Annotated in this window: 12 protein-coding genes; 1 reads left to right on the top strand and 11 read right to left on the bottom strand. The window is 59.3% G+C overall.

The genetic code is table 11. The features are described 5' to 3' along the window. Positions 1 to 2: 2 nt before the first annotated feature. The 4 genes from HMPREF2896_RS08455 to pgsA all read right to left on the bottom strand — a co-directional run bounded on the left by HMPREF2896_RS08455 (position 3) and on the right by pgsA (position 2,410). Positions 3 to 839 carry a PspA/IM30 family protein gene (locus HMPREF2896_RS08455; RefSeq protein WP_070446724.1) on the bottom strand — a complete coding sequence of 279 codons (837 nt, stop codon included), beginning with the start codon at positions 837 to 839 and terminating at the stop codon, positions 3 to 5. A 105-nt stretch (positions 840 to 944) separates the two neighbouring features. Continuing rightward, positions 945 to 1,292, bottom strand: coding sequence for a helix-turn-helix domain-containing protein (locus HMPREF2896_RS08450; protein WP_049157573.1), 348 nt, complete (start codon positions 1,290 to 1,292; stop codon positions 945 to 947). Positions 1,293 to 1,337: 45 nt separating this feature from the next. Then, positions 1,338 to 1,823 carry a nicotinamide-nucleotide amidohydrolase family protein gene (locus HMPREF2896_RS08445; protein ID WP_070644971.1) on the bottom strand — a complete coding sequence of 162 codons (486 nt, stop codon included), beginning with the start codon at positions 1,821 to 1,823 and terminating at the stop codon, positions 1,338 to 1,340. Next, entirely contained in the window at positions 1,820 to 2,410 is a 591-nt protein-coding gene (gene pgsA / locus HMPREF2896_RS08440; RefSeq protein WP_210386014.1) for a CDP-diacylglycerol--glycerol-3-phosphate 3-phosphatidyltransferase, read from the bottom strand. Before pgsA ends, HMPREF2896_RS08445 begins: the two co-directional genes overlap by 4 nt. 47 nt (positions 2,411 to 2,457) lie before the next feature. Here pgsA and HMPREF2896_RS08435 point away from each other — a divergent pair, with 47 nt between their 5' ends. After that, entirely contained in the window at positions 2,458 to 2,748 is a 291-nt protein-coding gene (locus HMPREF2896_RS08435) for a YciI family protein (RefSeq protein WP_010190299.1), read from the top strand. Positions 2,749 to 2,765: 17 nt separating this feature from the next. Here HMPREF2896_RS08435 and HMPREF2896_RS08430 read toward each other — a convergent pair whose 3' ends face one another. The 7 genes from HMPREF2896_RS08430 to dapB all read right to left on the bottom strand — a co-directional run bounded on the left by HMPREF2896_RS08430 (position 2,766) and on the right by dapB (position 12,593). Beyond that, positions 2,766 to 3,884, bottom strand: a complete 1,119-nt coding sequence (locus tag HMPREF2896_RS08430) for a TerC/Alx family metal homeostasis membrane protein (RefSeq protein WP_070644975.1) — start codon at positions 3,882 to 3,884, stop codon at positions 2,766 to 2,768. A 179-nt stretch (positions 3,885 to 4,063) separates the two neighbouring features. Then, positions 4,064 to 7,282: a DNA translocase FtsK gene (locus HMPREF2896_RS08425; protein WP_070719125.1), complete on the bottom strand. Its 3,219-nt coding sequence runs from the start codon at positions 7,280 to 7,282 to the stop codon at positions 4,064 to 4,066. 77 nt (positions 7,283 to 7,359) lie between these two features. Continuing rightward, positions 7,360 to 8,001: a TIGR03085 family metal-binding protein gene (locus HMPREF2896_RS08420; RefSeq protein ID WP_070719122.1), complete on the bottom strand. Its 642-nt coding sequence runs from the start codon at positions 7,999 to 8,001 to the stop codon at positions 7,360 to 7,362. A 43-nt stretch (positions 8,002 to 8,044) separates the two neighbouring features. After that, positions 8,045 to 10,114: a ribonuclease J gene (locus HMPREF2896_RS08415; RefSeq protein WP_070719120.1), complete on the bottom strand. Its 2,070-nt coding sequence runs from the start codon at positions 10,112 to 10,114 to the stop codon at positions 8,045 to 8,047. Between the two features lie 2 nt (positions 10,115 to 10,116). Beyond that, positions 10,117 to 11,025 carry a 4-hydroxy-tetrahydrodipicolinate synthase gene (dapA, locus tag HMPREF2896_RS08410; protein WP_070719116.1) on the bottom strand — a complete coding sequence of 303 codons (909 nt, stop codon included), beginning with the start codon at positions 11,023 to 11,025 and terminating at the stop codon, positions 10,117 to 10,119. Between the two features lie 72 nt (positions 11,026 to 11,097). Continuing rightward, entirely contained in the window at positions 11,098 to 11,847 is a 750-nt protein-coding gene (thyX, locus tag HMPREF2896_RS08405) for an FAD-dependent thymidylate synthase (RefSeq protein WP_070513046.1), read from the bottom strand. Beyond that, positions 11,847 to 12,593: a 4-hydroxy-tetrahydrodipicolinate reductase gene (dapB, locus tag HMPREF2896_RS08400; protein ID WP_070644986.1), complete on the bottom strand. Its 747-nt coding sequence runs from the start codon at positions 12,591 to 12,593 to the stop codon at positions 11,847 to 11,849. Before dapB ends, thyX begins: the two co-directional genes overlap by 1 nt. Positions 12,594 to 12,804 lie beyond the last annotated feature (211 nt).

Raw genomic sequence — 12,804 nt, 5'->3', positions numbered from 1 at the left:
CTTTATTCACCGCGCAGCTCACGCAGGCGAGCCTGGACGGCATCATCCTGCACGTTCGGCTGAGCCTTAGCTTCAGCCGAACCGATTGCCTGCTGGGAGTTGCCCTCTACAGCCTTCGGATTGTTCATCTCGGCGCGAATCTGCTCAAGACGGGAGTGGCCAGCCAGCTGCACACCGGCCTGCTCAATCTCATGCATTCGGTTCGACACAGAGTTCTCCGCGAGCTCCGCCTGACCCAAAGCCTTGGAGTAGCGGCGCTCAATCTTATCGCGCACGGCATCTAGGGAAGGCGTGTTGCCATTCGCGGTGAGCTCGTTCATCGAGTTAAGGGAGTCGGAGACCTTCTCCTGCATCTTGGCCTGCTCGAGCTGGGACAGCAACTTCGAGCGCTCGTTAACCTTCTCACGCAAAGCCATGCCATTGCGCTCGACGGCCTTCTTAGCCTGCTCCGCCTGCTGCAGTGCCTGATCATGCAGCTTCTTGGTGTCTTCAACAGACTCCTCCGCGGTTACCAGCTGGGCGGCAAAGGCTTCCGCTGCGTTCTCATACTCGGTAGCCTTCTGCACGTCACCCTCAGCACGGGCCTTGTCCGCCAAGCTGAGAGCGTTGCGGGTGTTTTGCTGCAGCTTTTCAATCTCACTAAGACGACGGTTGAGCTGCATCTCCAGCTGACGCTGATTACCAATCACCGCAGCGGCCTGCTGGGATAGCTCCTGGTGCTGGCGCTGCGCGTCCTCGATCGCCTGCTCGATCTGCACCTTCGGATCAGCGTTCTCTTCGATCTTCGAGTCAAAGAGAGCCATCAAGTACTTCCAGGCCTTTACGAATGGATTCGCCATAACAGAAGGTGCCTTTCTCAGCAGTTCGTTGTGTGGATAAATGGGTAATCAGAGTATTCTCTGCCTGCCTAATATTAGCGAAGCAAGGAGAGCTACGCCGCAGTTCTATAACTCGGATGCAGCTGGCGCAGTGGATGCAAGTTCCTCATCCATCGACGGCAACGCCATGTAGCCGGCCGCCTCAATGAGGACATCGGAGACGCTGACATCGAGTGCATGGCAGACAGAGGCCAGCAGCTCGGAGGAAACCTCCTTGCGGCCACGCTCCAGCTCCGAAAGATATCCCGGGGAAACACGCGCCACACCGGCGAGTTCGCGGAGGGTCACGCCTTTATCCGCGCGGAAGGCGCGAAGCGTTAATCCGAGGGCCTCACGCAGCAGCGGTTCAGGAGTCCGCGTCGACCGCGCCGGGGACTGGGTGGGTTTATCGAGTAGTGCAACTGAAGTGTTCATCACCCCGTACAACGGCTCAGCAGTCGTACTTGTTCCCACAATCAACTAATTTTCTTCAAGAGTTGATAGGAGAAGACTCAATGCCGCCTCAACGGCAGCGAAACGAATCGCGTTGCGCCCCTCAGCAGGAAGCTCATAAAGGACGCCGCGCTTGGCGACGCCCCCGCCACCCCTCCCGCATAACCCCACGTACACCGTGCCCGCGGGTTTGCCTTCCTGGAGGTCCGGCCCGGCTACACCAGTCAGCCCTACCCCCCAATCTGCACGCGTTTCAACGACCGCCGCCTCAGCCATCTGCGCAGCAGTCGCAGCAGACACCACGCCTTGCTCCTCAAGTTCTTCCACGGTGGTGTTGAGAAAATGAGCCTTGACCTCTGTCGCATACGTCACCAGCCCACCCCGCAGCACCGCCGAGGCTCCCGGGATGCACGCCACAGTCGCAGCGGCTAGACCAGCAGTAAGGGACTCACAGAACGCCACAGTTTCACCGCGTTCGCTGAGCGTGGATACTAGTTGCGCCTCGATGCTCATTGGTTCTCCCTATGGCCATCAATGAGGTACTGGATGCCGGTCAGGACGGTAACGAAGGCGGCGGCCAACATAACGAGGAGGCTCGGAAGGTCCATCCACCCTGGCAGCGGACAAAGATACAACGCCACCGCCACAGTCTGCAACGCTGTCTTGAGCTTTCCACCTTGGGAAGCCGGCACCACCTTCCCTTGACGCAGCAAGAAGAAGCGCCAAATCGTAATGCCGAATTCGCGAAACAGAATCAGCACGGTGATCCACACCGGCAAAGCCCCGGTGATATTGAGGCACACGAGGGCCGCGGTCATCAGGGCTTTATCCGCGATCGGGTCCGCAATCTTGCCAAAGTTAGTGATGAGTCCCCGCGCGCGTGCAATATCGCCATCCAACTTATCCGTGAGCATCAAGAGCGCGAAGCAGAGGAAAGCCCACCATTCATGGCCGGCGAGCACCAGCCAGGCAAACAGGGGGATAAAGAGGATGCGCAAACTGGTCAGGATGTTGGGCAGGTTCCAATTGGAGACCTCGGGGTTAACATCCGTAGTTTGAGATTGCTTGTGCGCAGCCTGAGAATCATTCACGCTCTTCATCCTACCGTGGCCTGCCTGCCCCTCGGGCGAGCACTACCATGGTCGGTATGAAGTATTTCGCAGTTTCCTATGAATACAATCCATCTAACCCGGTTATTGCTGAGGTTCGCCCGAAGCACCGCGAATTCATCGGCGCACTCCACGACAAGGGCCAGATCTGTGGCTCTGGCCCCTACACCGATTCCAAGGGCGGGGCGCTCATCGTCCTGCAATTTGAGGATGAGTCCGTAAAGGTGGCCGATGTCATCGCCCTCATGGACCAGGATCCCTTCTACACCGAAGGCGCTGTTACTGGGCGCGCTTTCCGCGAGTGGAATCCCGTTATTAATTCCTTCTAAATCCCCGCAGCCCGAGTTTAAGGCAGCTCGGACTTGGGAAGTTCGTCCGCCTTGCCGACGAGCTCGCCCTCCTTGTTGCGTACGATCTTGTTGCCAAAATCGTCCCAATCATAGTGGTTGTGAGAAACCACCACGCCACCCTGGGCTTGGTCGCGTTTGTCCTTCCACACTGACAGCAACACCGTAACCAGGAGGACGCCGACGATGACCAGTAGCGACACAAGGGTCGTAATCTCCGGTACTGCGCTGACATTCTCACCTCCATTGATGAAGGGCAAGTTGTTCTCGTGCAGAGCGTGGAAGAGCAGCTTGACACCAATGAACAGCAAGATAATACCCAGGCCATAAGGCAGGTAGACCAGGCGGTCCAACAGGCCATCAATGAGGAAGAACATTTGGCGCAGCCCCATGAGAGCGAAGGCATTGGTGGTGAAGACGAGGAAAGGCTCCGAGGTAATGCCGTAGATAGCTGGGATGGAGTCGAAGGCAAACATGACGTCGATCAGCCCGATAGCCGCCAAAGCAACGAAAAGCGGCGTCAGGGCGAATTTGCCCTTCTTCTCACCGGATTCCTCACGGTGGGTGAGCTTGTCACCGTGGTAGCGCGGGGTCACATGGACCACTTTGCGCAGCCACTTGACTACCAGCATGTCGTTGGGGTCGGTCTCGGGCGTCCCGTTGATCTCATCGATGAGCAGCTTGACTGCGGTGTAAATAAGGAAGATGGCAAACAGGTAGAAGACATCCGACCATGCCGCAATAATGGCCGCGCCCATCAAGATGAAGACAAGGCGGAAAACCAGCGCTAGGACGATACCGATGAGCAGGACCTTCTGCTGATACCTGCGGGGAATCTTGAAGGAGCCCATGACGAGCGAGAACACGAACAGGTTATCCACGCTCAACGCCTGTTCCGTCACCCAACCGGTGTAGAACTGTGCCGCATGTTCACTGTCCCACAGCACCCATACAACTCCGCCAAAGACAACGGCGACGGCCATGTAGAACAGTGTCCACCCACCGGATTCCTTGATGCTGGGCTCGTGGGGTGAGCGGACGTGGCTATAGAAATCGAAAACAAAAAAGCCCAAGATCACCGCGATGGTGATGGCCCAGACCCATAGTGGCACATGCATAATGAGTTATCCCTCCGGTCGACGCGACAATAAAGACCGGAGGTCTCCCCCGCTAGCAGGCTCTATGCACAGTCCCGCTAGCCGGCGCGACCGGGAACTGTACCGCAGTTGCCGTGTTGACGATCGACGCCGTGGATTGGGGTACTCCCCTCCAAGACTCGTCCTATCCTACACGGAGCTTAGAACGCACCTGTGGAGGGGTTAGCGGAGATTTCTACGGTGCGGGTATCGGCTTCAGCGTCATCTACCCCGCCGGCATCTTCAGCGTCTTGGACCTCCTTCGGGGCCTCTGCTGGGTCAGCGCCCTTGATCATCCAGATGATGGTGTCGAGCTCCTCCGGCTTGACCAATACCTCACGGGCCTTGGAGCCTTCGGAAGGCCCGACCACACCGCGCGACTCCATGAGGTCCATGAGTCGACCGGCCTTGGCAAAGCCGATGCGCAGCTTGCGCTGGAGCATCGACGTCGAACCCAGCTGGGAAGTGACCACAAGGTCGACGGCCTCCAAGAGGTCGTCCATATCCTTGCCGATCTCCTCGTCGATCTCCTTCTTCGCCTCCGAGGCCTTATCGTCCGTCACGCCTTCGGTGTAGTTCGGCGAGCCCTGTGCCTTCGCGGCGTCGACAACCGCCTGCACCTCCTCGTCGGAGACGAACGCACCCTGCATACGCACTGGGCGGCCGCCCTGCGGGATGAAGAGGCCATCGCCCATACCAATGAGTTTCTCGGCTCCACCCTGATCCAGGATGACTCGAGAGTCCGTAAGCGAGGACGTCGCAAAAGCCAGACGAGAAGGAACGTTGGTCTTAATAAGACCGGTCACCACGTCCACGGACGGGCGCTGCGTTGCGAGCACAAGGTGAATGCCGGCTGCGCGCGCCTTCTGGGTGATGCGGACGATAGAGTCCTCGATCTCCTTCGGGGCTGTCATCATGAGGTCTGCGAGCTCGTCCACGACACACACGATGTACGGGTACGGGCGCATCTCTCGCTGGGAGCCGGCAGGAGCCTGGTATTCGCCGCTGCGGACCTTCCGGTTGAAGTCCTCGATCTTGCGCACGCGGGCAGCCTGCATATCCATGTAGCGCTGCTCCATCTCCTCCACCAGCCACTGCAGGGCCGCCGCAGCCTTCTTCGGCTGCGTGATGATGGGAGTGATGAGGTGCGGGATACCTTCGTACGGTGTGAGCTCCACCATCTTCGGGTCGACGAGGATGAGGCGGACGTCTTCCGGCGTCGCGCGGGTCAACAGCGAGACCAGCATGGAGTTCACGAACGCCGATTTACCCGAACCGGTTGCGCCGGCCACGAGCAGGTGCGGCATCTTCTTCACGGAGAAGGAGGTGTACTCGCCTTCGATATCCTTGCCCAAGCCAATCAGCATGGGGTCATGGTCGGCGCGCAGTGCCGGGGAATCCAAGACATCGCGCAGACGCACCATCTCTCGGTCCGCATTGGGCACCTCAATGCCAACTGCGGACTTGCCCGGAATCGGGGTGAGCAGGCGCAGGTTATCCGTCGCGACGGCGTAGGCCAGGTTGGACTGCAGGTTTGTAATCTTCGAGACCTTGACGCCAGGGCCCAGCTCGATCTCATAGCGCGTGACTGTCGGACCACGACTAAAACCGGTTACCTGGGCATCGACCTTGAATTCTTCAAAGACCTCGGTGATGGCCTCGATGATGCGATCGTTAGCCTCCGTGCGTGCCTTCGCAGGTTTGCCGGCGGTGAGCAGGTCCGTCGTCGGCACATCGTAGCCGCCGCCCAGGGCAGTGTCTTCCGCACCACTCGGAGCTGCGGGTGTTTCTTCGGCTACGCTCTGGGCTTCATCCTCAATCTTGGCACCCGTTCGCGCATCACGTCCGGATCGTTCCTGGAACATGCGCACTGCCTCGGAATGAGCGGCGGAGACCACGTCCTCTCCCGCTGAGCCAGCCGACGCTGCGCTTGCCGACGCCTCGGCAGCCGCCGCTCCCAGTGCTGCACCGGCGGCACCACCGACGTCCACGCGGGGACGCTTTTTCGGTGCTGGTTTGGATACTGGCTGCGGTGCCGCCGTCTGCTCCGACTGCGGAGCAGGTTCCGGTTCCGACACGACAGGGATCTCATCTGTGTCATCGACTCGGCTATCAAAGCTTGGGCGGCCGTGCTGTACCGGCTCCTGGGATACTGGCTGTGCCGCGGAGTCAAAGGAAACCGTGGCATTCTCATCCGGCATCTGCCTCGGGGGCTGCTTCGGTGTCAGCTTCGGGCGCGGGCGCGGAGTATACGCCGGGCGTGCGGGACGCTCGCGCCCTTCGGCGATGGCGTCGATGTCCTCGCTGGCGTAGCCGTAATCGTCCGCGGGGGCGTCGTCAAGCAGCTCCTCATCTGAGCGGTTCTTCCGATCGCGGAGTCCGCCGAGGAGCGCGGAAAACTGGGCGGCCACGAAGTCATATGCCTCGCGCAGGGTGATGCCAGTGATATTGAGCGCTCCGTACACGATGAGCAGGAAAAGCAGTGGCACCGCCACATAGCTGGAGAAGGCCGCTACCAATAGCTCGCCTACTAGATACCCGATGCCACCACCGGCCTCTCCGGCGGCATTGTCCTTCCAGGTCAGCTTCGGGAGCCCAGCGAAAATATGAATGAGGCTGAGCATGCACACCACGATGAGGGCGGTGCCACCCACGACGCGCGGCTTGAAATGGCCCGCAGGACCGGACAGGTCCATCATGAGCGCGATGGCAACCGCAATCAATGCCACGGGAAGGACATAGGCGCCAGCACCAATGACGTAGCGAACAGCATTGGTGAGGTATTCACCGATAATGCCGGCGACTTGGAACCACGTTGCACAGGCAAGGATGATGGCCACACCAATCAGCACGAGCGCAACCGCATCTGGATTAGAGACACGAATGCTCTTCTCCATGCGAGTAGGGCGCTCCATAACGGTCGTCGGCATATCACCGTCGACGTCATGGGCCCGGGTCACCTTGCTCTTCGACGAAGCAGCGCCCTCTGCCCTCTTGCTAGTTTTTTTATTCTTCGCGCGTCCAGAAATTTCCCCTGGCTCCCTCAACTCGTCGTAATCATCAATTGCCCCCTCATCATGGGGCGCATCATAAGCAGAATCGTAGAGATCCTCGTCCCGGCTTCCCGCTTCAGCTGGCTTAAGCCCAGCGAGGCCATGCCCGACTCCCCGCGCCATGCTTCCCATGCCCTTGGCGGTGGCGCCAAAAACGCTGCCGAGTCCGCGGCCAACGGCACGAAAGGCGCTGCCGGTCCTCTCCTCGGAGGACTCGGCAGCGCGGGTTGCAGACGTCAGCGAGTAGCTTGTGCGGCCCGACGGCCGCGCCCGATTTACGGTGCGACCTCGACCGGAGGCGCGAGACGGAGCGTTCTTGACAGACATGCCTGCCACTCTAGTAGCAAACGCACCATTAACCACATGCGCCACACGCGCATGCTAAAGAATTTTCGCAGTTCAGCCTACAGGCTTGACCTAACGATGGCGGAGGTATCGCCCTCGATCTCAACCCGCGCGGCCTCGCGGCCGAAAGCCCACAAAAGCAATTCGGCCACGGTGCCACGCACCCGCACCACTGCATCGCCTTGCTCCGAAACGTGCCGCTTATCCGCGGCCACGATCGGTGGAAAGCCCTGTGGTTCCAGCACGACAGGACGGCGAGAACGTGATAACAGCCGTGTGCCTAGTAGTTTCAACGGCGCACGAAGCTCGGCGTGTGCGGCTCGTGACAAATCCCGCGGTTCAGTGTGACCATTGGCGCGGCGAAGATCCTCATGATGGACAAAGTGTTCCGCAGCATTGAACACCGAGTCCGCATAGCGCAAAGGATTCAGTCTGCCCGCTCCCCTACCCCAGGAATCAACAAGCTCCTCATATGCCTTCTGCGCACGAATCTTCCTAGCGATGTCATCAGCATGAGAAGACAGTGCCGGGATAAAAGCCCCGATCGCAGCATCAGGGCGGTTCTCACGAACCCACAAATGCGTTATGAGGTCATGGGCCGACCAGCCCACGCACAACGTCGGTGCGTCGGGACCAAGTTCATGAAATAACGCCACCATTTTGGCGCGCTCGCTTGAGGAAAACGACATGCGCCCCAGCATACCCACCAAAGACGGGAACGCTGGGGCGCTGTTGGCCTAAAGCCTAGAGCGATTCACGGGAAGCGTGAACTTCGTCGTCGTCAGGCAGCAAGATATCCGAGTTCGTCGGCACAATGGTCGGCAGAATCACCGGCTCGCGCTTGTACTTGGAATCCATGAGCTTCGACACCTTGCGGCGCAGCTTCTGCACCATGCGGTAGGTATCGTTCTCACCCTCCGCTGCGAGGTCATTCATGGTGTTCTCCACCATCTCAGCCACCTCGGGCACGATTCCGCGGTCATCGTCGGAGAAGCCCGTTGTGGACACCGTCGGGTGCTCGAGCAGGCGCGAGGTGCGGTTATCAATGACGCAGGTGATGGAAACAACGCCGCCAGCACCCAGGTTGGTGCGGTCCGCCAGGGTATCTGCGTCGACATCACCCATCGACACACCATCGACGTAGAGGTTGCCCACAGGGATCTGGCCGACAACTTCAGCGCGGCCGTTGCGCAGATCGACGACAACACCGTTCTGAGTCAAGACCACGCGGTCGCGGGCCACACCGGTGGAAATAGCCAGCTCCTTGTTCGCGCGGAGGTGGCGCCACTCACCGTGCACCGGCATCGCGTTCTTCGGGCGGGCAGCGTTGTAAAGGAAGAGCAGCTCGCCCCCGTAGCCGTGGCCGGAGGCGTGAACCTTAGCTTCCTTGTTGGTGATGACTTCAGCACCAATCTGAGAGAGCATGTTGATAACGCCAAACACGGCTTCCTCGTTACCCGGAATCAGGGAGGAGGAGAAGATGATGAGGTCACCATCGCGAACCGTGATCTGGCGGTGCTCGCGGCGTGCCATGCGGGACAGCGCCGCCATCGGCTCACCCTGGGTACCGGTGGTGATGAGCAGCACCTTGTGCGGAGCCATCTTGGCTGCCTCATCGATCGGGATAATGGTGCCGCGCGGCACCTTGAGGAAGCCCATCTTCTCCGCAATTTCCATGTTGCGCATCATGGAGCGACCGTTGAAGGCAACCTTGCGGCCGGCGGCCACGGCGGCGTCGATAGCCGCCTGCACGCGGTAAACATTGGAGGCGAAGGTGGCGATGATCACGCGCTGCTTGGCCCCAGACACCAGCCGCTTAAATGTTGCCGGAATGTCGCCCTCAGAGGCGGACACACCCGGAATGTTGGCGTTGGTGGAGTCACACAGCATGAGGTCCACGCCCTCATCGCCGTAACGCGACAGGGCCGGCAGATCCGTCGGACGATTATCCAGTGGGGTCTGGTCCAGCTTGATATCACCGGTGTGGATGATGTTGCCGGCCGGGGTACCCAGCATGACGCCAAGCGCATCCGGGACGGAGTGGTTCACTGCCCAGAAACGGCAGCGGAACGGACCGTAGTTCACATCGGACTTCTCGTTGACCTCTACGAACTTCGGCTTCTGGCGGTGCTCCTTACACTTGGCCGCGATCAGCGCAATGGTGAAACGCGAAGCCACGATCGGGATATCCGGGCGCAGCTTCAGCAGCCACGGAATCGCACCGATGTGGTCCTCGTGTGCGTGGGTGACGACGAGCGCCTTGACCTTGTGAATCTTCTTCTCAATCGGGCCAAAGTCCGGGAGAATCAGGTCCACGCCCGGCTCACCGGAGGACGGGAAGAGCACACCACAGTCGATGATGAGCATTTCGTCCTGGTACTCGAAGACGGTCATGTTTCGACCGATCTCAGAAATACCGCCCAGAGCATAAATACGCAGCGAATCCTTCTGCTGCTTCGGCGGCTCTGGCAGACGCTTAGTCAAGTCCGCGCCCTGCATGGACTTGGGCACATTGCGGCGACCGCGGTTGTTGTTGCGGTTACGGTTGTTACGACCACCGTTGTTGCTATTGCCGTTGTTGTGGTTGTTGTTGCCGCCGCGGCCGCGACCACGGCCGCCACGGGAACCACGAGAACGGGAACGACGGTTGCCGTCGTCAGAGTTTCCAGATTCCTTAGAGGTGGCGCCGGAAGCAGCCGATTCGTTCGGCGCTTGGAAAACCGGCGAAGCCGCCTCATTCGAGGCGGTCTCAGTCTCCGAAGGCGGACCCGCCTTACGGGTTACCTTGCGGGAGCGATTACGGGATTCAGTCATTCTTAAAGGACTCCAGCCTTTTCCAAATCGTGGCGGAGAGCCTCGATCTCCTCCGCGTCAGCCGCGGTAACTGGGAGACGAGGTTCTCCAACTTCAATACCCTGCAGGCGCAGGGCAGCTTTAACAAGAGTTACTCCTCCGAGGCGACCTTGTGCCTCGACGAGCGGGGACAAAGTTTTCGCGTTAATCTCTCGTGCACGTGCAATATCGCCTTCATCGAAGGCTACGCAGAGATCAGCCAGGGCCCGCGGAGCAATATGGCCAATCACGGAAATAACGCCCGAAGCACCGAGGGCCAGCCACGGCAAGTTCAGTCCGTCATCTCCGGAGTACCATGCCAAACCGGTTTCCTGGATAAGCGGTGCGGCTGCTACAAGGTCGCCCTTGGCGTCCTTAACAGCCTTGATGTTCGGCACCTCCGCGAGGCGAAGAAGGGTCTCCGTCTCAATCGGAATGCCCGAGCGGCCAGGAATGTCGTACAGACAAATTGGGAGGTCCACGGCGTCAGCCACAGCGCTAAAGTGCGCGTACACACCAGCCTGGGAAGGCTTGGAGTAATACGGGGTCACGACCAGAAGGCTGTCTGCTCCCGCATCAGCGAAAGCACGCGCTGCCTCAATACTGGTGGCGGTGTTATTAGTTCCCGCACCAGCGCACAACTTAGCGCGGCCGCCTACCTCTTCCTTTACAGCTGCGAACAGCTCCAGTTTCTCATCCAACGACGTCGTCGGTGATTCGCCCGTGGTCCCAGACAAAATGAGCGAATCTACGCCGCTATCAACCAAATGAGCTGCTAGGCGACGACCAGCGGACACGTCCAAGCCGTCGTCCTGGTCAAATGGAGTGACCATAGCTACGCCTACGCGTCCGAAGGTGTCGACGCCTGCCTGTGCTGTCATACCTGTGCTCATAGGCGTCAAGATTACCTGCTTTCGCCCCCATTGGCCGCATCGGGGTCGTGCGCGAGTCTCCTACTGAGTGCTTTAAGCGTAGGGACTCGAGGCCATTTCGGTACCGTCAGCAAGGGTGGTGATATGGAAGTCGTCGAAAAGCACCGGCGATTGCTCCCGCAAGAGCTTTAAACACGTGACGGCGAGCTGGCGCATCTCTGTATCGGCCTGTTCAGTCGCCCGCGCGCCAATAAAGTGGCGCCACGCACGATAGTTTCCCGTCACGACGATGCGGGATTCCGTGAGATTGGGTAATACCGCACGCGCTGCTTGTCGAGCCTGTTTCTTGCGCAGCAATGCATTTGGCTCCTCTTCCAACTTGGACTCGAGAGCGTCAAGGAGCTCCTCGTAGACAAACCTGGCTTCGTCGGCCGCCTGCAAGGTCAACCGCGTGAGCTGTTCATCCTCCGCAATGAATTTGGGCAGAACTACCTCTGCTTCCTCGGAATGCACAAAGCGCTGCGAGAGCTGCGAGAAGGAGAAATGACGGTGGCGAACCAGCTCATGCGACGCCGACCGCGACAGTCCCCGTATATAGAGCGTCGCCGTGGCATGCTCCAGCAATGCATCGTGGCCTACCTCCAGAATGTGGTGCAGATAGGCCTGATTTGAGGCGGTACGGGGATTCGGCTTGTCGAAGGACTCATAACAGGCGCGCCCGGCAAATTCGACTAGAGCCTCGCTTTCCGACGCCCCCTCATCAACCTCCCAGTCCACTCCTCGCGGCGCATGGAAAGCGGTTGCCGCAATGAGCTGGACATCAAGCTCAGAGACTTTTGCCATTACAGCCCCAAGTACTTCTCAAGTCCCACGGTCAAGCCTGGGTGGGATGCAATTTCTCGTACACCCAGCAGAACACCGGGGGTAAAGGAAGAGCGGTCATAGGAATCCTGACGGATGGTCAAGGACTGGCCTTGAGTGCCGAAGATAACTTCTTCATGAGCCACCATTCCCTGCATACGGACTGCGTGGACGTGAACACCATCGACGTCTGCGCCGCGCGCTCCATCGAGAGACTGCTCGGTCTTGTCCGGCATAGCGTCCAAGCCTGCCTCCTGGCGAGCCTTTGCAATGCCCTGCGCAGTATGGACCGCAGTACCGGAAGGTGCATCGAGCTTGTTCGGGTGGTGGTATTCGACTACCTCGGCACTGTCAAAGAACTTCGCCGCCTGTGCGGCAAACACCATGGTCAGTACAGCTGAAATAGCGAAGTTCGGGGCGATGAGAACGTTGCCGGCGCCCTCTTTCTTAGTCCACTCCTCCACCTTGGCTAGGCGTTCTGAATCGAATCCCGTGGTCCCCACAACAGCGTGGATGCCATGTGCGATGCAAAACTCTAGATTATCCATGACCGATGCCGGCTGGGTGAAGTCGACGGCGACCTCGGCACCAGATTCAACCAGCTTCTCCAACGGGGTCTCGCGGTCGATGGAAGCAACTAGCTCCAAATCCTCTGCCGCATTAACGCCTTCCACGATTGCTTGGCCCACGCGCCCTTTAGCCCCCAAGACGCCTACCTTGATAGTCATTGACAATCCCTTCATACGTGTTCGTGCGGTTAACTGTGCCCAGTCTATCCCTGACACCGGCGAGGTTTCAGACAGGGCTCAAAAGGCTGCCTTTAATACGCATCTTCTTCCTTTCGTTGCGGACACAGGCGACACCACTCAAATCATTCGGCATCGAATGTCCTGGCTAACCCATGGTGACTACCCCCGTTTATAGTGACAACTTGACATG

Source organism: Corynebacterium sp. HMSC069E04, assembly GCF_001813175.1.
Lineage (GTDB): Bacteria > Actinomycetota > Actinomycetes > Mycobacteriales > Mycobacteriaceae > Corynebacterium > Corynebacterium aurimucosum.
This window is presented reverse-complemented; position numbering and strand designations above follow the sequence as displayed.

Coding starts and splice junctions, on each gene's coding strand:
- HMPREF2896_RS08445 (WP_070644971.1), bottom strand. CDS start 1,823: ATGAGCATCGAGGCGCAACTAGTATCCACGCTCAGCGAACGCGGTGAA.
- HMPREF2896_RS08420 (WP_070719122.1), bottom strand. CDS start 8,001: ATGCTGGGGCGCATGTCGTTTTCCTCAAGCGAGCGCGCCAAAATGGTG.
- HMPREF2896_RS08450 (WP_049157573.1), bottom strand. CDS start 1,292: ATGAACACTTCAGTTGCACTACTCGATAAACCCACCCAGTCCCCGGCG.
- pgsA (WP_210386014.1), bottom strand. CDS start 2,410: ATGAAGAGCGTGAATGATTCTCAGGCTGCGCACAAGCAATCTCAAACT.
- HMPREF2896_RS08415 (WP_070719120.1), bottom strand. CDS start 10,114: ATGACTGAATCCCGTAATCGCTCCCGCAAGGTAACCCGTAAGGCGGGT.
- HMPREF2896_RS08425 (WP_070719125.1), bottom strand. CDS start 7,282: ATGTCTGTCAAGAACGCTCCGTCTCGCGCCTCCGGTCGAGGTCGCACC.
- dapA (WP_070719116.1), bottom strand. CDS start 11,025: ATGAGCACAGGTATGACAGCACAGGCAGGCGTCGACACCTTCGGACGC.
- HMPREF2896_RS08435 (WP_010190299.1), top strand. CDS start 2,458: ATGAAGTATTTCGCAGTTTCCTATGAATACAATCCATCTAACCCGGTT.
- HMPREF2896_RS08430 (WP_070644975.1), bottom strand. CDS start 3,884: ATGCATGTGCCACTATGGGTCTGGGCCATCACCATCGCGGTGATCTTG.
- dapB (WP_070644986.1), bottom strand. CDS start 12,593: ATGACTATCAAGGTAGGCGTCTTGGGGGCTAAAGGGCGCGTGGGCCAA.
- thyX (WP_070513046.1), bottom strand. CDS start 11,847: ATGGCAAAAGTCTCTGAGCTTGATGTCCAGCTCATTGCGGCAACCGCT.
- HMPREF2896_RS08455 (WP_070446724.1), bottom strand. CDS start 839: ATGGCGAATCCATTCGTAAAGGCCTGGAAGTACTTGATGGCTCTCTTT.